Here is a 26211-nt window from a genome sequence, read left to right on the forward strand (position 1 = left end):
ATGGATTGGATCACTGTCAAAGAATACGAAGATATCACCTATAAAAAATGCAATGGGGTCGCTAGAATAGCGTTCAACAGACCCGATGTGCGCAATGCCTTTCGTCCCAAAACTACATCTGAGCTATACAGTGCGTTTTATGACGCGCAAGAAGACACTTCTATCGGGGTTGTTTTGCTGTCTGCCGAAGGTCCTTCTTCTAAAGATGGAGTCTATTCTTTTTGCAGTGGTGGAGATCAAAATGCCCGTGGTCATCGGGGGTACGTAGGAGAGGATGGTCAACATCGTTTGAATATACTAGAAGTACAACGTTTAATTCGTTTTATGCCAAAGGTAGTAATTGCTGTGGTTCCTGGTTGGGCTGTAGGCGGCGGTCATAGTTTACATGTCGTTTGTGATTTGACGCTGGCCAGTAAAGAAAACGCTATTTTTAAGCAAACAGATGCTGATGTGACCAGTTTTGACGGTGGTTATGGTTCGGCTTACCTTGCTAAAATGGTGGGGCAGAAAAAAGCACGTGAAATTTTCTTTTTAGGTCGCAGTTACTCTGCTCAGGATGCAATGGATATGGGGATGGTAAATGCAGTTATTCCACATGCTGAATTAGAAGATACCGCTTATGAATGGGCACAAGAGATATTAGGGAAATCACCTATGGCTATCAAAATGCTGAAATTTGCGATGAACTTAACCGATGACGGAATGGTAGGACAGCAGGTTTTTGCTGGTGAAGCCACCCGATTAGCATATATGACGGAAGAAGCCAAAGAAGGCAGAAATGCATTCCTTGAAAAGCGTAAGCCAAATTTTGAGAAAAAATGGTTGCCATAATAGCGTTTAAACTTTTGGAATACTAAACTTGTACTCGATGGTTGCAATTAGTTTTTGATAAAAATGATTTGTTATCTATTACGTCATTTCGAGTAGTGAAGAATATCGATAAGTTTTGTTTCACGTCACTTAGAGATTCACGCTTTTTTGCGAAATATATCGAAAAGTCATTGCGAAAAAAAATACTTCCAAAAATAAGTTCAGGATAAATTGAGCTGAGGTTTTTGAGAATTAGACCCAATGGGTTAAACTATAAACAAAAAATAAATGGAGAACTTTTCAAACGAGACTATCGATACAACACAGCTTCCTAAATTTGAAGAAGTACAATTCTCTATTTTAGATTCCGATTATTGGAAAGTGACATTGCTAAATGTATTTTTCTTTTTTTTAATAGTGGGAGTAGGTCTTGGAGTATTGTTGTTTTTCAACAGGGGATTGCTGGTTTTTGCGATTGGAATTTCAGCGGCTTACTTTCTTTTTCTTTTTCTTGTTTTGTTATTATCGAGAATTAGTTTTAAGAAAAAAGGGTTTGCATTCAGGACCCATGATGTTCTTTTCAGGCACGGGGTTATAGCGACAAATACGATTGTAATTCCTTATAACAGAGTGCAACACGTAGCTTTACATGAAGGATTTATTTCCAGGTATTTTGGATTAGCAAAAATAGAAGTTTTTACGGCGGGAGGAAGTTCAAGTGATATTGAAATCCCGGGAATCAAAAAGGAGCAGGCTGAAAATATCAAACAGCTGTTGATGGGGAAAATTAAAAAACAACTGTAAATGGAGGATACTTTACATCTGCCTCAACGGCAATCCTCCATCGGGGTTTTAATACTTTTTTTTGATACGGTACAAAAATGGGGGCGTGGTTTATGGCCAATATTGGTGATTTGGATTTTTAAATTCGACGAACTCAATAAAGCATATTTACTTTTGGGCACAGTGTTGGTTGTGCTGATAATTGGAATTGTCGCCTATTTGAAATACCTGAACTTTACTTTTTATTTGGACAATGAAAATGAAGAGTTTATCATCAACGAAGGAATTTTCAACAAAACAAAAACGATTATTCAGCTGAATAGAATACAACAAGTAGATATTAATCAGTCCTTAATCCAAAGGATTATAGGGGTTTATGCGCTGGACGTTGACACAGCTGGAAGTGCCAAAAAGGAAGGAAGAATAAAAGCAATTTCACACCCATTGGCTTTAGCTTTAAAGGCAAGGCTAATGGACAATGAAAAAAAGGAAATTGGCTCATTAGAATCGCAAGAGGCATTTATCTCTGCAACAGTTGAAGAGCGCCCTTTTATGAAAATTAGTTTTCTGAGCTTGTTGAAAGTCGGGATTACGTCAAATTATGTCAAGAGTTTGGGTTTAATTTTAGCCTTTTTTGTCACGGCTTATGAGAATAGCAGATACTTCATCGAGCAATCTGATTTCGACGAAAAGAAAATTGATGCTTATGTAAATAGAAGCTTAGCGATACAGTCCGTTGGTATCATCATAATGCTGATGTTGTGTTCTATATTGATTATCAATCTGGTTCGTACTGTTTTTAAGTATTTTGATTATAAAATCACCAGACAAAATGGATCATTGTTACTTTCTTTTGGTTTATTAAGCACAAAAAGCACTATTTTGAAACCGGAGAAGGTGCAGATAGTTACCGTTACCCGGAATTATTTTCAAAGGAAAATGAATATTCTGGAGCTAAAAATTAAGCAAGCGACAAGTGGTGAAAAAGAGGAGCGTAAGTCGGTAATTGAAATTCCGGGATGCAATGAAAAAGAAAATGAAGAAATTTTGAAATTATTGTTTAAAAACATACCTGAAAAAGGAGTGATTCTTAAACCCAATTTTCGTAAATTGGTTTTTTCGGTATTCCTGTCAATAGTATTACCTTTAACCGGGTTTTTTGTTTTTGCAAATTACCTCCACCAGCAATTGTTGGAATATGCCTATTTGCTGCCTTTATACGTGCTGTTTGTAGGGATTATAGTTTATTTTAGTTTTAGAAACAATCGATTGTTTATTAATAACAATTTTATCATTAAGCAAAGTGGAGCTTGGGATGTAGATAATGAAATCATAGAGCCGGTTAAAATTCAAGCGATTACAACGTCACAATTGTTTTGGCATAAAAGTGTCGATATCGGATCGATTATAATACATACGGCCGGAGGGAATATTAGTTTTCAATTGGGGAATTTTACCACGATTAAACAGTATGTCAATCTTTGGTTGTACGAAATGGAAACCTCTAACAGCAATTGGATGTAGTTGTGGTTTCCAAATAACAGTAAATAAATTTATCAAATAAAAAATAAAATGAGACATTGGATTGAAGCAGCAAGAATAAGAACATTACCCTTATCCGTTTCTGGTATAATTGTGGGAAGTATGTATGCGTTGGCAAACCCAACGGACTACATACTTACTCCAACAGAAGTGTTTAACTGGAGGGTGTTTGGTTTTGCCATTTTAACTACGCTTGGATTACAGATTTTATCCAATTTTGCCAATGATTACGGTGACGGGGTGAAAGGGACAGATAACGAGGATCGAGTAGGGCCTAAAAGGGCGATTCAAAGTGGCGTAATTACTCCAAAAGAAATGAAAGGAGCGATCATAATTACAGCGTTGCTTACGTTGCTTTCTGCCATATTGTTGATTTATTTTGCCTTTGAGGACACGAACCTATACTATTCATTATTTTATTTGGTGTTGGGTGTACTGGCGATCTTAGCGGCAATCCGTTACACAATTGGAGCTAAAGCTTATGGATATCGTGGACTTGGAGATGTATTTGTATTTGTATTTTTTGGGCTGGTCAGTACTTTGGGAGTGAATTTTTTGTATTCAAAACAAATCGATATCGCACTCTTTTTACCCGCTATGGCAATAGGTTTTTTGAGTGTAGGTGTTTTGAATTTGAATAATATGCGTGATGAAGCGTCAGACAGGAAAGTGGGAAAGAATACTTTGGTAGTTAAAATTGGTGGTAAAAAAGCAAAGTTATACCATTATTTTTTAGTCACTTTTGCTATGGCATTGGTGGTGATTTATGCCCTTGTTAATAGTTTTAAGTTTGATCAGTACTTATTTTTACTGGCTTACATACCTTTAACTAAACATTTAATTAATGTACATAAAAACATAGAACCTAAAGCATTGGACCCTGAGTTAAAAAAATTAGCGTTAAGCACATTTGCACTTTCGGTATTGCTTGCTTTGTGCATGATCTTTTTCTTCTCTGACTTAATTGTTAATAATTCTTAAACTTAAACTATATGAAAATTACATTTTACGGGCATGCTTCTGTCGGAATTGAAGTAGGCGGGAAACACATTCTAGTAGATCCATTTATCTCAGCTAATCCATTGGCAGAAAATATTGATACTACTACGCTAAAGGCTGATTATATTTTGTTGACGCATGCTCACGGTGATCATATTCTAGATGTAGAAGCCATTGCAAAGCGCACTAATGCGGTTATTGTTTCAAATGCTGAGATTGCAGGTTATTATGCCGCCAAAGGATTTCAGGCGCACCCCATGAATCATGGCGGAAGCTGGAGTTTTGATTTCGGGAAAGTGAAATATGTGAACGCTATTCATTCGAGTTCTTTTCCTGACGGCAATAACGGAGGTAATCCGGGTGGGTTTGTAATCGAGGGAGAACACAAAAATATCTATATCGCGGGTGATACTGCTCTGACGATGGATATGAAGTTGATTCCAATGCGTACCAAGCTGGATCTGGCAATCCTTCCTATAGGTGACAATTTCACCATGGATATCGAGGATGCTATTTTGGCTTCAGACTTTGTTCAATGTGACAAAGTATTGGGCTACCACTATGATACTTTTGGTTATATTGAAATTGATCACAAGCAAGCAATTGAGAAGTTTTCTGATAAAGGGAAAGATTTGATGTTGCTAAAAATAGGGGAAAGTATCGAATTATAAAAAGATTTAGGAGCTATCCCGATATCTGTCGGGATCAGCGCCCTACTCTTCCGGGCTAATTTCGTATAGTTAACACAAAATACATCAGTGAATAAAATCGTTTTTCTGCTATTCGTTAGCATTTTTAATCAGTCCGTTTTTGCTCAGCAAGACGGTTATTGGGACAAAAATAGAGCTACTACTAAAGAAATCATTGTTTCTGCGCGAGACAGAATTGTGATTAAAACTGACGATTTTCCTGTTGGGACTACTGAACTAATTTACAGAATTACCCTTTTGGATGACAATCAGAAAATCGCAAGTAGTTTAATTTCGGTTTTAAAAGCAATTCCGGATCCTACGGGAATCAGCCAAGGCTCTGCAGGTGCAGTTTTCTTGCTTTCGCGTATTTCAGGAGATGATAAAAGCAAGTATGCTATTTTTTCCTCAAATGAACTGGCATCAGCGTATCAAAAAAGTGGTAAAATGGATGATGCCTGCTTAGCGCAAGAGACGCCGTTAAACAAAGACGCAAAACGACTGTCAATCGATAAATCATCTTGTCTGAATAATGCTTCCGGGAATCTTTGGTTTGGTTTCGAGAGTTCTAATTGGATTATGAAGCAAAAAATCATTCTTGAAGTAGTACCTTGGGTAGATGCTAAATTAAGCAGAGGTTGGACTTTAGAAAACAGAAAATTCGTAATCAATCAGTGCAAAACTTCGGCATTGGCGCGGAAACTGGTAAACTCTGATGATTTTTGTATTTGTATTGAAGAGAAAATTCAAAAAAAGTATAAGTTTCAGGAATTTCAGAATCTGCTCGCTATGGAACAGGCCAAAGTATATAAGGACAATGGGGAAAGCTGCATTAATGAAAACGGCGTTTCTAAGGGAGTCTTTAATGATTTGCGTATTCAAGCATTAAATCTTGCCAAGAAAGGTGAATATGGCCATGTAATTGATGTATACGCAAGTATAATAAGCGATGGGAAGCCAACGGCCGTTGATTACAGTACTATTGGCTTTGCCTATATTATGACTAAACAATATGGCAAAGGTATTAAATTCCTGAAAGAAGGCGAGAAGCTGGACGATACGGAGTTACTGGTCAAGCTCAATTTGGCGCATGCCTATTTACTCAATGATGAATTTAGAAATGCAAAATACATTTACAAGGAATACCAATCCCAAAATGTCAATGACAGCATAAGCTGGACTAAAAAAATAAAACAAGACTTTGCGATTTTTAAAAAGGCAGGGATTCAAAATGATGCCTTTGAGCGGGTTTTAAAATTATTAGTAAATTAAAAAAGATGAAAAAAACAACTATTTATATGCGATTAGTAGGTTTGGTCTTTATTTTTATAGGAATAATTTTAAATTTCCAAATGTATATTTATGAGGAATGGCCAATTTATTTATTTCTTGTATTGTATCTTTTCGGAGTTTTATTAATTGGATTATCTTATTTAATGAAGCCAAAACCATAATTTAATTTGTTAATTCGAGCGCAGTCGAGAAGAGTTTAAAAAGCTTAGCGAGCCTTGCAAAAACCGTAGTGCCCTTAGTGGCTAAAATACATATGAAAGCAACCTACCACAAATACAGCCTCCAATTTAAACTTCCTTCAGGAACTTCCCGAGGCGTTATGACCGAAAAAGAAACCTGGTTTTTGGTACTTGAAAAAGACGGAAAGAAGGGGATAGGCGAGTGCGGAATTTTGAGAGGATTGAGTGTCGATGACCGGCCGGATTATGAAGAAAAATTGCAATGGACTTGTGCTAATATCGATCTGGGAAAAGACCAACTTTGGGAAGCGCTAATAGAGTTTCCTTCGATACAGTTTGGAGTTGAAATGGCGTTCCTGTCCCTGCAAAGCGAAACCCCTTTTTTATTGTTTCCTTCTGAGTTCACAGAGGGGGTGAAATCAATCCTAATCAATGGTCTCGTTTGGATGGGTGAAGCCGCTTTTATGAAGCAACAAATAGAAGAAAAATTAGCGCAAGGATTTGCTTGTGTGAAGCTTAAGATTGGGGCAATAGATTTTGATAAAGAACTGGGGTTATTACGGTATATTAGACAACATTTTACTCCGGAACAGGTTGAAATTAGGGTAGATGCTAACGGCGCTTTCGGTTTAGATACAGCTTTAGATAAAATAGTGCAACTATCTGAATTTAAGATTCATAGTATAGAGCAGCCAATACAAAAAAATAATACTGACAGGATGTCAGACTTGTGTAAAACGACTCCTTTGCCCATAGCTCTCGACGAGGAACTCATTGGTGTGTTTACAATACAGGAAAAAGAACTGTTATTGCAGAAAATAAGGCCTCAGTACATCATTTTGAAACCTAGTTTTATAGGCGGTTTTCGAGGAACGCAAGAATGGATTTTATTGGCTAAAAAGCATCAGATAGGCTGGTGGATTACGTCTGCTTTGGAGAGCAATATTGGATTGAATGCCATTGCTCAATGGACCTTTTTACAGCATAATTTAATGCCTCAAGGACTCGGTACAGGAGCTCTTTATACCAATAATTTTGACTGTCCTCTTGACGTATCTCAAGGACAACTTTGGTATAAAAAAGCAAATGAATGGCAATTTAATTTTGAGGAATTATCAATTTTGTAACCCTTTTTATTGTCGGTAAAATTTACAAAAAAACGGTTTTAATTTTGTGTTAAAATCCTTTTTTTTTATGAAAAATAATCACTGTTTACTATTTGCAAAACGACTTATAATTTAGCGTAGAGGGCAAGATTAATTGATGGAGCAAGTGGTGCGTTGTCATTTCCGAAAGCACCAAATGCGGCAATATTTGCTCCGTATTTGTTCTGAGAAAACTCATAATTAAACTTTAAACCAACGGCGTTATACGTTTGGCGGTCTAAATAAGAAGGCCATTTTGAGGAGTTGTTTTTAAATGCACTTTCGTTTACAATAGGGTTTTTAGTGTCTAAAGCGAGTATAAGTAGCCCTTTCGGAAAGATGTGATAGCCAACTTCGCTAGTAAACTTTAGATAATCAGAGTAATTATTTGTCATATAACCATAACCGATATTTCCAAAATAATACCACTTCTCAGTACTGGTTCCTGCGCTTAAATAAGGAATGAAAGTATTGGCGTTAAAATCTGTACTCAAACCGTTATTTACCTCGTTTTTAGAAGTGTTTGCTTGATATTGTAATCCAGTGCTTATTTTCCATTTTTGGTCAAGAATTTTATATTTTAGTCCAAAAGTTAGATTCCCTAAACCAGAAATATTTCCAGATGTATTGGTTGCAGCCGAATCGAAACTAGCTAATTTCATTGGAATAATAAGTAAAGCTTCTAAATTATCAGACAAACCATATTCACTATATATTTGTGTAGTAATATCAGTATAATTAGCCGAAAGCGTAGTGTTTGTTCCATCTATTTGTGCTTTATTGTAAAAGAGTCCTGAAACTCCTAGCTGGACATATGCTTTTCCTTTTTCTTTTGTCCACGGGCTTTGAGCATGTATAAATTGAGCTGAAATAGCAACAAATAAAAGTAAAATATAAGTTCTCATAAACGCTTTTATTATTTAGACGGAAAAATTAGTATTCCTGACGAATAATAGAAAAAAACCATTTTTGATTAAAAACGGTTTTAGAACGTTGTAGATGGAATTGATTCCAAAGTGTACCTTGGGCGCACTTGCCTTGTAAATGGTCCTTCTGGTCAGTCTTTCCACTATAATTGTGAAACCACGATTGCATAGGTAACAATAAGCCAAATGTCTATATCGAATATAGATCATAGGAGATGCCTCAATACCGACGCCCTTGACACCAATAATTTAAAGTATCCTATTACGTATCTCAAGGGTAACTTTGAGATAAAAAAGACATGTATTAAAAGTTCATTTTAACTGAGATTATGAAATATTCATAGTTCGCGATTTTCTTCTCGAAGTAATTATTTGCTTATTAATATGGTCAATTAATTGTTTTTTATCAATAGGTTTCGAAATGTACCCATTACCACCAACTTTAATCGCTTTTTCAGCTTCGTCAGTAAATACGAATGCACTTTGTGTAATTATTATTACGTCTTCGTTAAATTCTCTTATTTTTTTAATCGCTTCATATCCATTCATAATAGGCATTTGAATGTCCATTAGAATGATATCGATATCAGGATTCTTTTTACATATATTTACCGCTTCAAATCCATTTCTAGCGATCAATAGATTTTCTCCAAATATTTTTAAAATTTTAGAAATAAATTTTAACGAGATACTGTCATCTTCTGCGACAAGTATTTTCAATTTTTGCGTTTCATAAGGAATTGTTACTGATGGAATTTGGACTTCTTTATCAGTTACATTGTTTTTAATGATCGGGATTTTAAAATAAAATACAGCGCCTTTATCTAAATTGTTTTCTGCCCAGATTTTGCCGCCTAATAGCTCTGTGTAAGATTTAGAAATATACAAACCCAATCCAGCACCATCATAATTCCTGTTCAATGAATCATCTACTTGTCTGAACCGTTCAAAAATCACATCTATTTTATTCGAATCAATGCCGATACCTGAGTCCTTTACATAAAAAGTGATAGAATTGTTGTTTCTAAAACATCCTACCTCAATGAATCCATCATCTGTGAATTTTAATGCGTTTGAAAGCAAATGCGATAATATAGCGTAGACTTTTTCTTCATCTGTGCTTATTAAATTGTCTGCTGCGCTTAAAGTATTGTTTATTTTAAGTTCAATATTTTTTCCTTTGGCTTCAACTTTAAAAACTTTACAAATAGATTCAATTTGGTCATTAATTGAAGTTTCTTTATAGGATAAATTCATTTGTCCAGATTCGATTTTTGAAATACTAACGATATCATTTATGATATTAAGCATTCTATTGCCGCTCTTTTCAATAACATTAATATATTGCCGTTGCTCTTCGCCGGTTAGTTTTGGTTCCTTTAGGAGCTCGGTAAAGCCTAAAATACCGTTCATTGGTGTCCTGATTTCATGACTCATGTTTGCCAAAAAAGAAGATTTTAAGTGGTCACCCTCTTCTGCTTTTTCTTTTGCGTAAATTAGTTCGGTATTAATTTTTTGTATTTGAATAATACTCTCGTACAGTTCTCTATTTCGAATCTCTAATTTCGTGTTCAGGTCTAGTAAAGTTTTTTCAGCTAATTTTCGCTCTGTGATATCCTGAAAAAAGATAACGAGACCTTCGTTACTGGGTATTACACGATTTTCAAACCAGCGATCCCATGGTACATAATAATCTTCAAAAACGACTTCTTTTTTGGATTTCATCGCTTTATAGTACACTCTATAGTATGGTGTATCAATGGCGTCCGGAAATATAACCCATGCATTTTTACCAATGAGGTCTTCTGGTTGTTTTCCAAACATTAGAGCTGCTTTCTGGTTTACAAAAGTATATTTCCAATCATTGTCTATTGCAACAAATGCATCGGACATGTTTTCTAAAGATACGGTGAGCTTTTCATTAATGTTATCAATTTGATTTTCATTAATTTGATTTTTGTCGATTATTGTATCAAACTGTTCCTTCAATGAATTGTAATCTTGCTGTAGCTTATAAAAATCGGGGATGATTTTAGTGGTATTTAAACTCCTATAATCCATTTCTCATAAATTAAATTTAGGAATACACATAAATGTATGCCGTACAATTTTTAAAAATATATAAGTCTAGTATGTAGTAGATTATGGGTGTATAAATGTAATGAATTATAACTATAAAAATTAAAAACAGTATCTTTTTTATAGTTAGTTTTCAACAATACTTATTTTAAAATAAAATGAGGTCTAATTTATTGCATTTTTTTGCAAATGGTCCTGTGGTCATTCCTTGTCCAAATATTTAGAAGTAAACAATTATATAGGTGATGGTGACCCAAATGTCTTCAATAATTTGGGGTCAATAGCTGATGCAAGCGCTATCAAATTTCAGCTCTTAAGCCATTCCAAGTTAAAATTAGGAGTGTTTTTCAGACTGATTTCCTATATGTGTCTTACGGTGCTAGAGGTGGTGTATATCGAAATATATCGGGCGATCAAGGTGATAAATAATAGGATAACAGCGGCAAATAATATTTTTTGATTGATTTGGATAAGGAATAGCTCTAAACCGATTAAAACAAACAAAACTGCATTTAAAATTTCATTAATTGGTTCTCAAAATTTATCGGCAAATTCTGCTGTAACGTCCGAAATTCCTCTGATTTCACTTTAATTTTCGGTAACTAATCCCGCTGCAACCATAGCAAGAGGATTCGAAAGATGAAGGTAATGAGCTAAATTATAGCCTCCCATCACAATTGCCAATGTCATTTAAAAAGTCGGCATGATAGTTATCTATACTCGCAATCAGTTTGAAGCCTATGGCAGTTGGTCACTTTAAAATCCTATAATTGAGATAAGAAAATCCTGCTGACAACAGGATTAGTATTGAAAAAACAGGAAAGATTACCATTTTTTTTTAACATTAACCTTAAAATCAAGTGCCTCCATCAATTTGAATGTTGCCGATGCCAACTTTAGGGCTCCGTTTGTAGTTTCAATTTTACTTAATATTTTAGTAAACAATTCTGATTTTGTAGTTCTTATTTTTTTAGATCCCACCACATATCGAAGGGTGTATTCTGCCCAATTATCGTTTGCCACTAATGTGATCATTGGCGCTGTTTTGGCGTCTTCAAACGGTATTTGTTTTGTAGGGAGATCCATTTTGTTTGGACTTAATTGTCAAGTCTCTTGCCACTTCAATTCCAGCTCTTAGGGCTATTTCTCCGGCTTTATCATAATCACTACCATATTGAATAGGAATTTTAATTTCATCTCATAAAAAAAAAATCAGCTGAATAATTAAATACCGGTTCCTTAAAAACATAACTATTTGCAATCAATACAATTCGGCGGTTATACAAATCGCCGTCAACCCATTGTCCCGTTTCCATTATGGTAGTCCTTAATACGCCAATATTTATGCCCTTAATTACGCCAAGTTTAACGCAATTCTTAGTGTTGTAAAATCTCCCCAACATAATGACTAAAAATCCTGCAAATGAGGTGTTCACTTCTTGAAGGGCAAAATCAATACCTGCACTTGTAAACCCTAAAGCAACAGTTAAGTTTCCAAGTCTATCGCTCGATATAATGGTTAAAAGAGGTATTGTTAAAAAACAAACATTGAAACTAATGAATTTCTCAGCCTTCTATCGATTATTATTGTCTTTAATATTAGAAAAAATATTTTTTATGAATGGCATTTATTAACATCAAATTTCTGTGATGCCAATAAGAAAGCTTACAATTTTACCAACTGTTAGGTTTTAGAGGTATTCGTAAATTTGCTCTTCCATTTTTTATTTATTAATGTGAACAACGCGCTGTGGGAAAGGAATGGTGATATTGTTGTCTTTAAACAATTCAAATATTTTTATTCTCATCTCGCTCTTGATATTTTCAACGCGAAACAATTCTTCCGACCAAAAAATTATTGAGAAATTCAATGATGAATCCCCAAAATCGGTAAAACGAACAAATGGACTTGGCTGTTTTAAAACGTGGTTTTGACTATCTACGGCTTTTTTTAATACTTGCATTACCTGTTTTACATCTGAAGAGTAATCGACGCCCACTGTTACTTCAAATCGAGACGCAAGATCACTGTGGGTCCAGTTAATTAATTGATTTCTTGTCAAATCAGTGTTAGGTAAAATAATGTACTTGTCATCTCTAGTCAGCACGGTGGTCGTACGTAAATTAATCTCTTGAACAACACAAACCATTTCGTTTAATTCAATAACATCATTTACTTTTACGGAGGAGTCTAGCAGCAGTAAGATTCCGGAAATAAAATCACTAAAAAGATTTTGTAACCCCAAACCAACCCCCACCAAAAGGGCAGCTGACCCTGCTACAAGGACGGATAAATTAAAACCGAATAATTGTAACCCGGCAACGATTGAAACTAGAATAATTAAATATCTGACTAAGCTATAGATGGAGTATTTTTTGGCTAAATCAATTTTATCGACTCTATAAATGGTTTTTCTGATAATTTTTAAGAAAAGCAGGACAACGAATATAAAAACAATGAGCTTTATAATACCAATAATTTTAAAGTCAAAATCTCCAATTTGAAAAAGGGAATAGTCGATTAATTTTTTCATGTATTTTATATTTTTATAGGCTTTTGCTGTTTAGATGCTTTTAATGCTGACGACTAAAGTTACATTATTAATCGAACGCCGCCTAATTCAGCAACTCTATAGGAAAAGCGATCTCCAGGAGAACCAATAAACATGAAATTCTTCGGGATATTCCATTTTTTTGATAGTTCATCGATGATTTCAGGTCCAAAAACACCTTCGAGTTCAATGAACTCAATAGCAATTTCTGGATAAGCGCGATCTAGAACTTTTAGATCGATTATGAGTGAATCATTTGACTCTGATCCTTCCCGTTTGACGTTGACTATTTTTAATTTTTTAGTAGACTCATTATTTTGTACATATTGCATCACTTTATTTAGAATAGCAACATCATCACCTTTGGTGAAAAACACAAACTCTTGTGAGTTTATTTTTAAATTCATTTTCATTAAATAACGATTGCTGAAAATCACCATTTTACGCATTGGTTTGTAAAAATACTCTAAGGCGTCAATCATCACTTGGATCAGAAAAGATCTACCTAACATGATTCCTATAAAAAGTAACGAAGGAATCAGGTATTTGATAAAAGTGTAGAACGAGTCCACGTTTAATTGTACATTACCCACAAAGGCGACAATCACTAATATAACCGCTGTAACCACTGCGATTCCTCTTGCTTTTTCGGGTCTTGGTAATTTTTTACGTTTGAATTTTAATAATAAATTTCCAATACCAAATAAGCCCATTACTGCTAAGAAAGAGAAGGTATATACTCCAGCTAAAGCAATAAGGTCCCCTCCAGTAACAAATAGCACGGAAACACATAATATTAGAAAACTGATGATAATTCTATAATTTGATCCTCTTTTGTTTTGTTTTAAAAAGTAATTTGGTAATATTCTGTCTAATGTCATACGATTCAATAAACCCGAAACCCCTACAAATGAGGTTAAAACAGCTCCACATAGAACTAAAACTGCATCAATTGAAATAAGATAAGCTAGCCATGATCCGCCTGTTGTTTGTCCTAAAAAAGCAAGTAACGATTCTTTATGCTCACCAACTTCAGCTAACGGAATAATACAAATTAATAGCAAAGCTATCATTGGATTAAAAAAACTGACAATGGCCCACATGTTTCGTAGTGTTTTTGGAAATACCCCTTGCTCTTGTTCTTCAACAAAATTCGAGGAGCTTTCAAAACCAGAAATTCCTAACATCGCAGCAGAAAAACCTAAGAAAAGCGCATTGACTATACCTCCTGAAGTGACTGGAAGACTCCAGTTTATATGAAAAGTTTGTAAGCCATGAGTAAAAAGAAACCAAGATGACGCAAAGACTAATAAACTAAGAGTGGCTAAATGAATAATAAAAATAATTACCGCCACAAATGCTGATTCTCCGATGCCTAAAATTGCCAAACCGGTAAACGCCAATAATACAATCACTGTTGTGATAGTTATATCTATCCCAGGAATAATACCATGCAGGTAATGCATTCCTTCAGATGCTGAGATTACCGCGGTCGCCATATAGGATAATACCGTCAATGTCGCGGCAACGGAAGCCAGCTTCTTAGAAGAGGTATTTAGCAATACATTATATGCTCCACCATTAAGAGGAATCGCACCAACAACTTCACCGTATATTTTTCTGAATAAAAATAAAACAACGGCTACAAATAATAATGAAATCCACGCGTACTGCCCAGCATACATAATAGTAAGAGCTGAAACATACAAGCACGAAGAACTAATATCATTTCCGCAAATAGCGGTCGCTTGTAACTCATTTAATTTTTTATGCAATACTTTTTTCATTGTATATTATTTGGATTTATCTCAATTTGCTCCGCAATATACTCATTTGTGATAAAATCCCAAATAAGAAAAGTGATTCCTTCCGGTATAATATCGATGGAGCCTTTATCAGATATTAAACTAGTTGGTTTTTAGTTAATTAACTGTTTTTTTAATTTGTAATTTTTTATCTTTAAGTGTGTTAGTAGTAGCTATTAAAAATAGTGACTTGGTCAGGGTCATAAAAGTTAATTATTTTTTCACAATGATAATAGTATTGATTTGTTTCAAAATAAATATATGAAGGTAAACGGTTGAAGCGATGTTAAAGAACCCACGACAAAAAGACATTTTTTATGTAATCAGTGGGGTATTTTCCAAAACGAACCCTATTTACGGCATTTGACGCAAAATAAAGTAGCAGCAATGATGATAGATAAAAATCAAATGTTTCCGACAATATATGTAGTGAATTGCAAGTATTGAATGCAATATATTATTTTTTACGCTTGGGGAGAAGCGGCGTCAGTAATAAATATATTCAGGACTGCCTGAAATTAGGAAATAATAGGGCAACGGATCACCTATATAAAAACACTGACTGAACAAATAAACATAACAAAAGAAAACAGGATGCATCACGATAATTAGTGGAATATGGGTGTAATGTGCTTATATGGGTTTCCTTAGTGCTGTTTTGTGTCTTTTTTTTATATCGTATTCTTCATAGTTCTAATAAAAGCAAACCTTCTGAAAGTGAATCACCCCTGGATATTTTAAAAAGAAGATATGCAAACGGAGGAACTATAAACAGCAGAATATGAAGAGAGAAAAAAGACACTTGGTAGTAGTTAATAGTATGGTTTATTCTTCCAACAGTCGTCTATGGTAATTTATTTGTCCCAGATGAAATGTTAGGTGAGTAGCGAGGTGAATCAACATGAATTCAGTTGAAGTTTTTGTTTCAAAAACTAAAAGAGGAAATTCCATTCTCAATTCCTTTTCAGATAGGTTATCGAGTGCATGGTCCACCACTATAATGGTTTCTTCAATTTTGCGAATTAGTTCCGTTCTTGGAATATCTTTTAACGAAAATTCAAATTCTCGATTTCTTAAATAGTTGATATTTCCATATGTATTACCAATATAGGTATTGAGATTCCCCACTAAATGCAAACAAAGATTCCCGGCAGAGTTAGTTATTCCTTTCTGAATCGTCCAAATCTGACTTTCACTTTGATATAATTCAATTTCTTGTATCAACCGATTCAAATCTCTCTTAAAAATCGTTTTTAAAGCTTGAACTATCATAAATTGGTTTTTTGATACTTTTTGAGCAAACTCAGTGCGTTTGTATGTATTTTATTTTGCATAAAACCGGTCCATCCGAACAGATACCCAGTAAGTCCTAAAGCCTGTTTTGACCATCTATAGATATCAAAATCATCTGTATGTCTCCTAATTAGGCCGTCTTGGAAAAAGAATTCTGCTCTGATGCTATTAACAACGGTTCTCTTGTTTTTACTGAAATTATAAGTGGCTACCCAAAGTGCTACCCCATGGTAGTCATTGGATTTTACATTTGAAAGTTTAATTTTTATATTTGCATTACTTCGTGCAATCAACATCTCCCACATTTGACATACATCATTTCCTTTCAAAGAACCGAAGATGGGGTCTCTAAATTCAATATTAGGATGATAGCATTTACGCATTTTTGAAGCATCGCCATTGGCAAAAGCTTCGTAAAATTTAGTGATGGTTTTTTCGTTTTCAGTCATATTGATAAAAAATGATAGTGAAAATTAAGAATTGCTCGATTAAAATAGTATATTTTTTAAAGATATAAAAAATATACTATTTTACTTATGTAAAATTTTAATTTTCGAATCTTAGTTTACTTGTATTAAGCAATACAAATTTCTTTTGCTAGATATATTATTGCAACGCTTTTATAATTTTTCACTCTATCGTCAAGAGGACGCTGAGAAGCTTATGCCTCATAATTATACCTGATCCGCCGGTACGTTTATTTACAACAGCAGTTTTTCTTGCCTGTTTAAAATTGCTTTCCCCTTTTGATTCCCCTCCGGTATTTAACATAGCTAGACGTCCAACATAGCAATTCAGCACCTGACATCTGCATAAGTCTATAGTATCGTCACTAGATAATTTAGTATACGTTAGAGGATCAGTTTCTGCAAACCCAATTGCGGTAAATCCGACTTTACTTGTTGGTGATTTTTGTTTAATAATATCTACCTGTAATGATACGCCCAAATAATTGGCTTGACCCGCTATGTCTGCCGCTGAATTGTAATCAACATTGTCTTTTAAAAATTCATTATTTCTCGAATAGCACCATAGAATAGTCACCATTTCCAAACTATGAGCCTTTTGAAACGCTCTTCAAACTTCTATAGTTTGCCGATCTGATTCGGCCTACCCAAAATATACGGTCGCACCTACAGCTACAGCTCCCATATTTCAGGGTTCTTTTACACTCCCAAGCACTATGTGGTCGTATTTTTTGGGAAAAGTCAGTAATTCGTTGTGATTAAGTTTCACTACAAACGGAATCTTATTGGTATATTTTCTTGAAAACAGGGCTAAACCGCGCAACGTTGAAGCGATAGCATTGCACCCTGCGTCGAGAGCTAATTTCACTATAATTTCAGAATCAAAGTACATGGGTTTTGGAGAATATGAACTCCCGGCAGCATGTCCAATACTTTAGTCTAGTGGTAAAAACGAGAGGCATCCTGTACCGCCCAACCGACCATAGTTTTAAAGCTGAGTTAAGCTTCTGAAAGTTTATCCATTCCAGTTGCTTTGTAAGAAAGACTCTGTAAGATTTGGATGGGGTAAATGAATTTGGTCTTTAGTAAGAGTTTTGCACACATGGTTTAACATTTTTTTTTCGGGACCTAATAATTCCAGCAACCGGTCTATACCTTCCATTTTAAATTGCTTTTAAGTGATATAACATTTAGTTGTTCAAAAATATATATTTTGAATTAGGGAGTATGAGAAGGATAATCAGTATATCCTTTCTCATCGGCAGTATAAAATAAATCCGCATTAAGATTTTCTGAAAGAGGCCAGTCATTTTTAAACCGTTCCACAAGATCAGGATTATTTATAAATGGTTTTCCAAATGCTACCAAGTCTGCCAGCCCACTTTTAATAGCCGCTTCGGCACTTTGCTGGTCAAACCCGCCGCAAAGAATGAGCCTGTTCCTAAAGTTTTTCCTAATTGTTTTTTTTATTTCCATTGGCACGGGCGGGGCTCCCATGGAAGAATGATCCACGAGATGGATATAAGCGATATCAATTTTATTGAGTTCTTTTGACAGATAATCATAGGTGTCATGTATTTCGGGATAATGTGGCATGTCACTGGCTACACCATAAGGAGATAAACGTATTCCTGTTTTTTCTTTTCCAATGGCCTCAGCCACGGCAGTTACCACTTCAATTATAAACCGACATCGGTTTACAATACTACCACCATAGTCATCGTTCCTGATATTGCTAATAGGCGATAAGAATTCTTCCAATAAATAGCCGTTGGCCGCATGCAATTCCACGCCATCAAATCCTGCAAACAGGGCATTTTCTGCAGCGCAAACAAATTCTGTTTTTGCATGTATAATATCTTGTAAACTCATTTCTTTTGGCACAACAAAATCTTGCAACTCTTTGGAGTCGGTCCACATCTGTCCGGCCGCTTTAATAGCGGAAGGGGCAAGTATCTCACTTCCCAAAGGCATATTTAAAGGATGACTTATTCTTCCGGAGTGCATTAGCTGAACAATTATTTTCCCACCGTTTTGATGTACTGTTTTGGTTATTTTTTTCCAACAGCTTACTTGTAGTTGCTTAAATATGCCTGATATCCGAGCATAACCAAGTCCATTTGGTGATGTTGATGTACCTTCGGTAATGATCAAGCCTGCGCTGGAACGCTGTCTGTAATAGTCAACCATTAGATCATTGGGAACATTATTTATAGCCCTGCATCGAGTCATAGGTGCCATTACAATCCGATTTTTTAATTCTATGGAGCCAAGCCTTTCTGGAGTGAATAATTGATGGTTTTTCATTTTTTTTACTCTTAAGTTATTGTTATAAAGATAATTATATTTATTGACTTAAGTATTTAAAATGAGTATGGAAGTGATTGTGGCATTCGATAAAGAACCTGTTTATTATTAAAAGAACCTGTTTTTAGTCCCTCCTTTACCGTATGCTTATTACAGCAACGTCTATTTATGCAAATACATTAAATTATTTACAGCGTATTTTTGTTCTTTCATAAATGACTTTTACTAAAGATAGCTGCTGTGTATGGCTGATTTACGCATTAAATTAATTATTAGATGGTCATTGGTCATAGCATTAGATTGCGTAAAATTTTAAACAAGAAAAGAGGATAGACCCTTAAGTGTCTATCCTCTTTTCTAAATCTAAAAAATAAGTTTGTCGGTAATTGACTTATTATTTTGTAGGTACAATATCAATTATAACGGTTCTGTTATAAGAACGTTCCTCTGGAGTTTTATTTTCAAAAGGAGATTTGTTTTCATCCTCACCAAATCCAATTAATTCAAATTTTACATCGTTTCTACCTGATTGAGACAACGCACTTACAATTATATTTTTCACGTCGTTTGCACGAGCTAAAGATAATTCTTGATTGTGAGCTTCTTCACCAATAGCATCAGTATGACCATGAACAATTACTGTTGCTCCAACAGGGATTTTAGGTGTAATTACATCAGTTAAATATTTTTCATAGATATCAATAGCTTTTGATTTATTAAATTCATAAATAATACTATATCTAAGACCTTCTTCTGTTTTAGCCGGTGTCCAAAGTACAACATGTACAGGAGCTTCATTCTCTACAACAACGCCACTTTTAGTTTGACCTATCATTTTTACTTTGAAATCTCCTTCTGGACGGCTTCCTAAAATTGCTTTTCCGGGAATACGAACTTCATCTTCAGTATAAGGTCCGAAAGACTGTGATTTACCTTGTTCATCAGTTATTTGTAATGACCATGTAGATAAAGCTTCGCCAGCTCCTTTATTATTGAAAGTTACATAACTTGAAGCAGGAGCTTCTTGAGATGCAACAATTTTTACTGGTTTCAATTGAGCACCAGTACCACTTTGAAATTCCATTAATAAAGATGGAGAATTACTTTCGATAGATACTCTACGGTCCCCTTCACGAAGAAGTCCTAATTCAAGTGTTCCACCTGGTTGTTCTGATGGAATATTTGGTTTAGATTGACCTTTAGTAGTTATTCTTGAAGGATTGACTGCAAATACATCAACTAAATATGTTTTAATTGATTCTGACATTGCTAAACCATCTGCTGGTCCTTGTTCTGATGAACCTACCAAAGAAATAGTCGCATTTGGATTTTTCTGCATGCGGTCACCAAGAATGTTTGAAATATTATAATAAACAGTCATTTGTCTTTTTGAACGATCTGATAAATTTTTTGGAGCAAAAACTTCCAATTGGTCTTCTTTGAAATCTTTTACTTGATCTTTATTCAATAAAACATAACGGTTGGGTATTTCACTTGACTGATTGTTAAAATACACATAGTTCCTAAGTGGAAATATCTCAGTAAGTCTGCTCTCTCTAGGAAGATTACTAGGAGAATCTACAGAAAACGAAACTTGTTTGTCTGCTTTGATATCAGTAGCTTCTTGAATGTTTTTTCCTTGTCCAAATTTAAGTGCAACACCTGCTCTTACAGTGGTATTATTCCATGTTTCTGTCGAACGTGGATTTTGACCAAAATAAGGTTGGAAAGAAACAAAAGGAGACAATACAAATTGTGTTTTGTTTGCATCCGTTGAAAGTGGGATATCATATCCTGCTCCAATTTGCATTGAAATAATTGTTTTTTCGATTTTATCAAAATCACCTTTTACTGCAGGAGCAGCTTCTTGATCTGGATACGCTGGGTTGATGCCTAATTGGTATGTAAATGATTTATCCAAGTTGAAAGCCAAACGTGGACCACCATATAAATAAAAATTAGATTTAAAAGGAGCAAAACGTAAACTTGGTTCCACTGTAATGTAACTTAAGTCAGTTGATAAATCAGCAGGACAGTCACATACAGTAAGCACTTGGTCAAAATCACCTTTACGGCTATCGTAACCAGCTTGTAACATAACACCCCATCTTGAATCAGCAGGGCGATACTCTAAAAGCGGTGCAATGAAAAGTCCAGCTCCAAATCCATCATGAAATGTTTTTGGCGAGGTAAAACTTGCATTCAATTGTTGTGTTGATCCACGGTAGAAATTAAAATTAGCTCCACCCGCTACACCAAAGTACCATGAAGGTTTTGAGTATTTAACTTCAATAGTTTCCTGTGCCTGGACAGATGTTTGAAAACTTAACCAAGCTAAAGCAATCATTCCGACGCTTTTTATGGTAAGATTAGTAGGAGTCCATGTATTGAATGGTTTCTCTGTATAAAAAGTTTTTGATTTCATTTTTTTTTATTATTAGGTTTTATTTTAGTATATCCCGCCCTGAGACGGGATATGTAAAACTTGGGGTATTACTTAGTTAACAGGAACGTTAATAATGGTATTAACCATAGTTACTGAAGATACTAATGAAATAGCTCTTCCGTTTAATACTGTTTCTGCACCAGGTAGAGTAGTGCTATTTGCTGGTGCAGAGAATGTCACACCATTATTAGCAATAACATTTCCAACCATTACACCACCACCGGCGTAGTTAATAACTGCTGAACTACCCACGTACCAGTAAACATTATTTGCTTTGGCACCATTTATTAATTTAACACTTCTAGATGCTGCTGGAGAACCTACTGTTAATGAAGATGCTGATTGGAAATACCAAGTCGCATTTTCATTACCTTGCGCATCTAATGTTAAATCACCATTTGTAATTTGGTACGTACCACTTGCTGATTTATAAACACCTGGCGCTAAAGTTAATGCTCCAAGTTCTCCTGAACCTTGATCACTTCCACCTGGTTTGTTAGCTGGAGAAATACTGTTATAGAGATCTCTTGCTGCATTTAATCCTTCTAGTGCTTTGGCTGCTTTTGTAGCATTTCCTGGTGCAGGAGCATCGGTAAAAATACCACCATTAACTAACCCATTATTAAGAGGAGTAATGGTGTATACTTCAAAAGGAGATGCCATAGTATCGGTGAAACCAGTTACTAAAGACGATGCAGCAGTTGTACCTATTGCTCCGTTAACTCTAGTATTCAGTCCTTGATTTGTTATTCCTGCATTTCCTCCAAAAACTCCGAAGAATAAACCTGAAGGCGCAGGGACAACTAATGCCGACAATGTAGTGAAGTTCCATACATAGTTATTTGCTAAAGGTACTCCGGCAGCATTTTTCGCAGCAGTTGTAATGGTTGCTGTATATGTTTTACCTTCTACTAAAACGTTTGTTGGTTTGAATGAAGCAGTAGTTCCTGAGTAAGTTACAACTCCCGTGATAGCTGTTGTACCTTGTTTCAATGTGAAATTAGTAGCATTGATTGTTAATGGATCCATTACCATACTAAAGTTAGCAGTAATCGTTTTATTAAGTGCAACACCTGTCGCATTATTGATAGGATCTGTAGAAGTTACTGTTGGGGCTACTATAGCTCCAGTCGTAAATTTCCACACATAGTCACTTGGTAAACGTGTGTTGTCTAGATTCGTTACAGCTGCTGAAACAGTTGCTGTATAGACTGTATTTGCAGCCAATGCTAATGTAGGAGTAAATACAGCTGTTGTTCCGCTATATGTTACAATTCCTGCAATGGCAGTATTTCCTTGTTTTAAAGTATAGGTGGTTCCAGTAATAGTACTAGCTTTCATTGGCATATTGAAAGTCACACTTACTACCTTATTTAAAAATACGTTATTCTCGTTGTTTGCTGGGTCAGTTGACGCAACCATTGGAGTAACTGTTAAACCAGTACTAAACGTCCAAATTTTTTCTGTTTGTAAAGCGTTACCTGTAAGGTCTTTTACTGTTCTCTTTATTGTAGCAGTGTACGTTGTGTTAGGAGAAAGTAAAGCAGAGGGTTTAAAGGTTGCTGTTTTACCTGAGTATGTAATTACACCAGCTATCTGTGAAGTACCGTTTAAAGTAAAAGAAGACTGATTTATAGTTTCAGGATTCATCTCTTCATTAAAAGTTGCTGTGATTAATTGATCCAAAGGAACATTAGTAGCTACATTTACTGGAGTAGTACTTAGCACTTCCGGACAAAGTCCATCGATTTCTACGAAATCGTCTTTCGCACAACCAGAAATTAAAGCAATAAATAGTATTGCAAAGGTTAATAATGATTTTTTAGTTTTCATTTTATTAAAGATTAGGGGTTTAATTATTTTATGAAACAAAGGTTGGTTTAATTGCTTACGGAAGTATTACACTATTAGAAAGGATACTTATATAATTCACTTATAGAAAATGTTAATATTTTTAACAAGTTGTTTTAAATCAGTTAGTTGTGAAATATAAACTGTTAATACCTTGTTATTTGGCTTATTTTATTTAACTCAAATTAATAAAAAGTCCTATTAAGATTAATAAAAAGGGGTTGAGGATTTCTTTTTTAAGAAAAAGATATCTTAAAAAGCAGGATTAACGACAAGGACTGTCGGTTGCCTATGATTGGAATAATAAAAGGGGAAGCTAATGTTCTATTTTAGAAGTTTAGCAGACTAGGTAATATAATAGTTTAGATAAGTCTATTTTTTGCTTTTTGTCTCAGATCTAAAATATCGGTATTGAGTTCTTTAGTTAATTTATCAAGGGATTTGGCAGATGTTTTATATAATCTAAAGTTTGTTTAAGATCTAGCTTTGTTTCTGTTGAAAGGTGAATTAATTGGGATGAGCCTGGAATGTTGACAATCGGTTGTCTGATTTGATGAGAGGACATATATATCATCATCTCTATTCCTTCGATGTATTCCTTTTGATATTCTTGGTTTCTTTCGAGTTCTTTATTAGCCATTAGTAACTCTTGTTTTCTTTTTTCTTTTTCTTCATTTTGGAAAAGAAGTTCGGTATTAGTAATAAATATTTCAGCGGCTCTGTCTTACTTTTCTTGATTTTTAAAGGCTAGTTCTTTCTTAATGATAATTGACTCTTTGTTTACTATTTTGCTGTCCATGGCTCCCTAATTGAAATTTTTGAAAAAAAAGATGATTAAACTTAAAGGATTATCGGATGCTATTTTTTCGGGTCACTTTCTCAGAAAGAATATAAACCAATAGTATTATTCTAATCATGATAAGTAAATTGACTTATTTAAAATATAATTTGAATTTTTATTTAATAAGTATTGATTTCTAAAGATTAATAGGTTCAACAAGTAAATTAGTTACTACGAATTGTAATATGGTTCCCGCTATATTTTTATTGGATTTTGCCTCGAGCCCAACAATAGCCTCTTTGAGATGCAGCCTTTAGATAAGCCAATGACTGTATTGAGTATATTGTGTCTTAAATCTGAAGAAGATGTCATTTTTTTTAAAGCACTTTTAATCAGTTTTAAAGGCCTTATACTTTCATGCATAACAAGCTAGTGTTAATGTAGTACTGTAATTCATCTGGCTGTTTTTGTTCCAAAATTAAGATCTTTTGGCTCAAATTTTTTGTTGCGTTCCTTTTTTTCATGCCATTTGTCTTTAAGCACCTTGATAATAATAAAATTACTGACCGGCATTTTTATGTATTGATTTTTAAAAGAATATAATGCAATTGACAGTATTAAATATAAGGTGGCCATTATAAAGAAGCTAGAATAATATTCCCCAAGAAATTCCCCAATCCAAAACGAAAGTCCAAGGTTTAGCAGTAGCAAAAACATAGCAAAAACAACAGTAATTTTTAATCGTGATATCAATGAAGATAGAACATCTGCTGAAGTGTCAATAAGGTTTAGTTTTGTCAATTCCACAGTTGTCCGAGTATAGTCTTCTACTGTCTCGAAAAGGATTACTATTGTTGTTGCTTTGCTACTCACAATTCTATTTTTAAGCCAATTAAGGTTTAAAAACGCTATTGTTAGATATTGATATTTTTAATATCCATATTTTCAATATCTTTCTTAGTTTTTTCAAATTTAGATTTTCCTTCATTAAAAAGACCTTGTCCTTCTTCTTTGAGTAGGTCATATTTTTTTGACATCGTATCTAATGCAACATCGAATTTATCTTTTAATTCATCAGCGTAATCGTTGCTTACATTTTTAATTTTTTTTCTTGTTTTTTTTCCTTTTTTAGGAGCAAACAATATTCCCATTATTGCACCTGCTGCAAGACCACCTAAAACTCCTAATATTACTTTATCTGTTTTCATGTTTATTTTTTTTAATTTTTACTAATATACTTGTTTTATAATCTTCTTCCTTGGATAAGTCTTAATAATATTGCAATTATTGCAATAATAAGTAAGACATGTATGATTCCACCCGCACTAAATGCGAAGAATCCGATTACCCAAAAAATGACTAAAATTACTGCTAATGTGTAAAGAAGGTTGCTCATGTTTCTATTTTTTATGGATTAGTTTATATTGTAAATAGCTGCGATTCTCTATTGGAACCCCGTTTTTATTTTTAGTTTAGTCTTAGACTTACGTACATTAAACACACTGTTTTTAGCATCTGAAACCGCTAAACTTCCTTCTTTGGTTACTTTTGTTAAACCGAGATTGTATCTTAATCCAAAGTTAACTGTTTATGAACCAATGCCTAAACCTGCAAAAAGACCAGCGTCAAACCTTTTGAAATCATTAATGTTTAATTGAGTTTCAGAAGTAAACAGGTTTGAATCGTTCGTTGTTTTACCACTTACCATATACGGTGCATATAGACCAACATGTACGTTGAAAACATCTGTAAGATTAAAAACCAACAGTAAAGGAACTTCAATATAATTTGTTTTAAATTTTGCCGTTCCGCTTGCAAAAGAATTATTGTAGGTAAGTTCAGCACCTTTAGTGGTATACGATATTTCAGGTAGTATAAAAACAGAATTTGTGATTGGAAATTTAGCATACAAACCAGCGTTGAATCCAGTTAGGATATTATTGTCATCTACGTTATCAGTGTAAAGGTTTGAAAAGTTAAGGCCACCCTTAAAACCAAAAGCTGCAGTACTTGATTTTATGTCGTGCGCATTTGATGCATGAAATGAAAGGCATGTTAGTAAAAAAGTAGCTGACATCAGTTGTTTCATTTTTCTCTTTTTTAATTTTTATTGATTTTATTGTAAAACAAATAGCAGTAACATAATAAGTGAAGTTCTTATATAACTTTTAGTAAATGTTGTGTTATTTACGGTTAGTGGATTGCTGTTTTATGCTTTAAAGTGCTATTTCTTCTTTACTGGAACTTTAAACTTGAAATATTTT

General features: G+C 34.4%; 22 protein-coding genes and 1 pseudogene. 7 read left to right on the forward strand and 16 right to left on the reverse strand.

Going from position 1 to position 26211, the window contains the following annotated elements; translation table 11 throughout:
• From CXF59_RS05340 to CXF59_RS05370, 7 genes are all read left to right on the forward strand, one after another.
• Positions 1-831 carry a 1,4-dihydroxy-2-naphthoyl-CoA synthase gene (locus tag CXF59_RS05340; RefSeq protein WP_101136812.1) on the forward strand — a complete coding sequence of 277 codons (831 nt, stop codon included), beginning with the start codon at positions 1-3 and terminating at the stop codon, positions 829-831.
• A gap of 267 nt (positions 832-1098) precedes the next feature.
• Positions 1099-1614, forward strand: a complete 516-nt coding sequence (locus CXF59_RS05345; RefSeq protein WP_101136814.1) for a PH domain-containing protein — start codon at positions 1099-1101, stop codon at positions 1612-1614.
• On the forward strand, positions 1615-3117 hold the full coding sequence (locus CXF59_RS05350; RefSeq protein ID WP_101136816.1) for a PH domain-containing protein: 1503 nt from the start codon (positions 1615-1617) through the stop codon (positions 3115-3117).
• A gap of 48 nt (positions 3118-3165) precedes the next feature.
• Entirely contained in the window at positions 3166-4116 is a 951-nt protein-coding gene (gene menA / locus CXF59_RS05355; RefSeq protein WP_101136818.1) for a 1,4-dihydroxy-2-naphthoate octaprenyltransferase, read from the forward strand.
• 11 nt (positions 4117-4127) lie between these two features.
• A complete protein-coding gene (locus tag CXF59_RS05360) occupies positions 4128-4805 on the forward strand; it encodes a metal-dependent hydrolase (RefSeq protein WP_101136820.1) in 678 nt (225 codons plus the stop codon).
• Between the two features lie 87 nt (positions 4806-4892).
• The gene (locus tag CXF59_RS05365; protein ID WP_232758688.1) at positions 4893-6095 is read left to right on the forward strand and encodes a tetratricopeptide repeat protein; all 1203 of its coding nucleotides are present in this window, start codon (positions 4893-4895) and stop codon (positions 6093-6095) included.
• Positions 6096-6369: 274 nt separating this feature from the next.
• Complete coding sequence (locus tag CXF59_RS05370) at positions 6370-7422, forward strand: o-succinylbenzoate synthase (RefSeq protein ID WP_101136822.1); 1053 nt, start codon at positions 6370-6372, stop codon at positions 7420-7422.
• A gap of 104 nt (positions 7423-7526) precedes the next feature.
• On the opposite strand, the gene CXF59_RS05375 is transcribed toward CXF59_RS05370, so the two are convergent.
• The 16 genes and pseudogenes from CXF59_RS05375 to CXF59_RS05460 form a co-directional block, all read right to left on the reverse strand.
• On the reverse strand, positions 7527-8345 hold the full coding sequence (locus CXF59_RS05375) for a transporter (protein ID WP_101136824.1): 819 nt from the start codon (positions 8343-8345) through the stop codon (positions 7527-7529).
• 348 nt (positions 8346-8693) lie between these two features.
• The gene (locus CXF59_RS05380; RefSeq protein ID WP_101136826.1) at positions 8694-10427 is read right to left on the reverse strand and encodes a PAS domain-containing sensor histidine kinase; all 1734 of its coding nucleotides are present in this window, start codon (positions 10425-10427) and stop codon (positions 8694-8696) included.
• 843 nt (positions 10428-11270) lie between these two features.
• A complete protein-coding gene (locus tag CXF59_RS05390) occupies positions 11271-11531 on the reverse strand; it encodes a hypothetical protein (RefSeq protein ID WP_101136830.1) in 261 nt (86 codons plus the stop codon).
• Between the two features lie 638 nt (positions 11532-12169).
• Complete coding sequence (locus CXF59_RS05400; RefSeq protein ID WP_101136832.1) at positions 12170-12979, reverse strand: mechanosensitive ion channel family protein; 810 nt, start codon at positions 12977-12979, stop codon at positions 12170-12172.
• 59 nt (positions 12980-13038) lie between these two features.
• The gene (locus CXF59_RS05405; RefSeq protein WP_101136834.1) at positions 13039-14784 is read right to left on the reverse strand and encodes an APC family permease; all 1746 of its coding nucleotides are present in this window, start codon (positions 14782-14784) and stop codon (positions 13039-13041) included.
• An 843-nt stretch (positions 14785-15627) separates the two neighbouring features.
• Positions 15628-16074 (reverse strand): DUF1572 family protein, encoded by a 447-nt coding sequence (locus CXF59_RS05415; protein ID WP_101136836.1) that lies wholly within the window; start codon positions 16072-16074, stop codon positions 15628-15630.
• Entirely contained in the window at positions 16071-16544 is a 474-nt protein-coding gene (locus tag CXF59_RS05420; RefSeq protein WP_101136837.1) for a nuclear transport factor 2 family protein, read from the reverse strand. The genes CXF59_RS05415 and CXF59_RS05420 overlap by 4 nt, the downstream gene beginning before the upstream one ends.
• Before the next feature lie 181 nt (positions 16545-16725).
• A pseudogene (locus CXF59_RS05425) lies at positions 16726-17454 on the reverse strand (class I fructose-bisphosphate aldolase).
• Positions 17455-17780: 326 nt separating this feature from the next.
• A complete protein-coding gene (locus CXF59_RS05430) occupies positions 17781-18869 on the reverse strand; it encodes an alkene reductase (RefSeq protein WP_101136838.1) in 1089 nt (362 codons plus the stop codon).
• A gap of 394 nt (positions 18870-19263) precedes the next feature.
• Positions 19264-21294 carry an OmpA family protein gene (locus tag CXF59_RS05435; protein ID WP_101136839.1) on the reverse strand — a complete coding sequence of 677 codons (2031 nt, stop codon included), beginning with the start codon at positions 21292-21294 and terminating at the stop codon, positions 19264-19266.
• Positions 21295-21366: 72 nt separating this feature from the next.
• Positions 21367-23148, reverse strand: a complete 1782-nt coding sequence (locus tag CXF59_RS05440; protein ID WP_101136840.1) for an Ig-like domain-containing protein — start codon at positions 23146-23148, stop codon at positions 21367-21369.
• Between the two features lie 442 nt (positions 23149-23590).
• The gene (locus CXF59_RS05445) at positions 23591-23806 is read right to left on the reverse strand and encodes a hypothetical protein (RefSeq protein ID WP_101136841.1); all 216 of its coding nucleotides are present in this window, start codon (positions 23804-23806) and stop codon (positions 23591-23593) included.
• 594 nt (positions 23807-24400) lie between these two features.
• Positions 24401-24820: a hypothetical protein gene (locus CXF59_RS05450; protein ID WP_198554637.1), complete on the reverse strand. Its 420-nt coding sequence runs from the start codon at positions 24818-24820 to the stop codon at positions 24401-24403.
• A gap of 41 nt (positions 24821-24861) precedes the next feature.
• Positions 24862-25155, reverse strand: a complete 294-nt coding sequence (locus CXF59_RS05455; protein WP_101136842.1) for a YtxH domain-containing protein — start codon at positions 25153-25155, stop codon at positions 24862-24864.
• A 35-nt stretch (positions 25156-25190) separates the two neighbouring features.
• Positions 25191-25343 carry a lmo0937 family membrane protein gene (locus tag CXF59_RS14880; protein WP_157824525.1) on the reverse strand — a complete coding sequence of 51 codons (153 nt, stop codon included), beginning with the start codon at positions 25341-25343 and terminating at the stop codon, positions 25191-25193.
• A 192-nt stretch (positions 25344-25535) separates the two neighbouring features.
• A complete protein-coding gene (locus CXF59_RS05460) occupies positions 25536-26036 on the reverse strand; it encodes a porin family protein (RefSeq protein ID WP_101136843.1) in 501 nt (166 codons plus the stop codon).
• Positions 26037-26211: the final 175 nt, after the last annotated feature.

It is taken from the genome of Flavobacterium sp. ALD4, assembly GCF_002836475.1.
Taxonomy (GTDB): Bacteria; Bacteroidota; Bacteroidia; order Flavobacteriales; family Flavobacteriaceae; genus Flavobacterium.

Bases quoted from the DNA above. Each gene is read 5' to 3' on its own strand.
- CXF59_RS05405 (WP_101136834.1), bottom strand. From the start codon at position 14,784: ATGAAAAAAGTATTGCATAAAAAATTAAATGAGTTACAAGCGACCGCT.
- CXF59_RS05400 (WP_101136832.1), bottom strand. From the start codon at position 12,979: ATGAAAAAATTAATCGACTATTCCCTTTTTCAAATTGGAGATTTTGAC.
- CXF59_RS05375 (WP_101136824.1), bottom strand. From the start codon at position 8,345: ATGAGAACTTATATTTTACTTTTATTTGTTGCTATTTCAGCTCAATTT.
- CXF59_RS05455 (WP_101136842.1), bottom strand. From the start codon at position 25,155: ATGAAAACAGATAAAGTAATATTAGGAGTTTTAGGTGGTCTTGCAGCA.
- CXF59_RS05370 (WP_101136822.1), top strand. From the start codon at position 6,370: ATGAAAGCAACCTACCACAAATACAGCCTCCAATTTAAACTTCCTTCA.
- CXF59_RS05380 (WP_101136826.1), bottom strand. From the start codon at position 10,427: ATGGATTATAGGAGTTTAAATACCACTAAAATCATCCCCGATTTTTAT.
- CXF59_RS05445 (WP_101136841.1), bottom strand. From the start codon at position 23,806: ATGGCTAATAAAGAACTCGAAAGAAACCAAGAATATCAAAAGGAATAC.
- CXF59_RS05360 (WP_101136820.1), top strand. From the start codon at position 4,128: ATGAAAATTACATTTTACGGGCATGCTTCTGTCGGAATTGAAGTAGGC.
- CXF59_RS05350 (WP_101136816.1), top strand. From the start codon at position 1,615: ATGGAGGATACTTTACATCTGCCTCAACGGCAATCCTCCATCGGGGTT.
- CXF59_RS05435 (WP_101136839.1), bottom strand. From the start codon at position 21,294: ATGAAATCAAAAACTTTTTATACAGAGAAACCATTCAATACATGGACT.
- CXF59_RS14880 (WP_157824525.1), bottom strand. From the start codon at position 25,343: ATGAGCAACCTTCTTTACACATTAGCAGTAATTTTAGTCATTTTTTGG.
- CXF59_RS05460 (WP_101136843.1), bottom strand. From the start codon at position 26,036: ATGAAACAACTGATGTCAGCTACTTTTTTACTAACATGCCTTTCATTT.
- CXF59_RS05440 (WP_101136840.1), bottom strand. From the start codon at position 23,148: ATGAAAACTAAAAAATCATTATTAACCTTTGCAATACTATTTATTGCT.
- menA (WP_101136818.1), top strand. From the start codon at position 3,166: ATGAGACATTGGATTGAAGCAGCAAGAATAAGAACATTACCCTTATCC.
- CXF59_RS05420 (WP_101136837.1), bottom strand. From the start codon at position 16,544: ATGACTGAAAACGAAAAAACCATCACTAAATTTTACGAAGCTTTTGCC.
- CXF59_RS05340 (WP_101136812.1), top strand. From the start codon at position 1: ATGGATTGGATCACTGTCAAAGAATACGAAGATATCACCTATAAAAAA.
- CXF59_RS05415 (WP_101136836.1), bottom strand. From the start codon at position 16,074: ATGATAGTTCAAGCTTTAAAAACGATTTTTAAGAGAGATTTGAATCGG.
- CXF59_RS05430 (WP_101136838.1), bottom strand. From the start codon at position 18,869: ATGAAAAACCATCAATTATTCACTCCAGAAAGGCTTGGCTCCATAGAA.
- CXF59_RS05390 (WP_101136830.1), bottom strand. From the start codon at position 11,531: ATGGATCTCCCTACAAAACAAATACCGTTTGAAGACGCCAAAACAGCG.
- CXF59_RS05345 (WP_101136814.1), top strand. From the start codon at position 1,099: ATGGAGAACTTTTCAAACGAGACTATCGATACAACACAGCTTCCTAAA.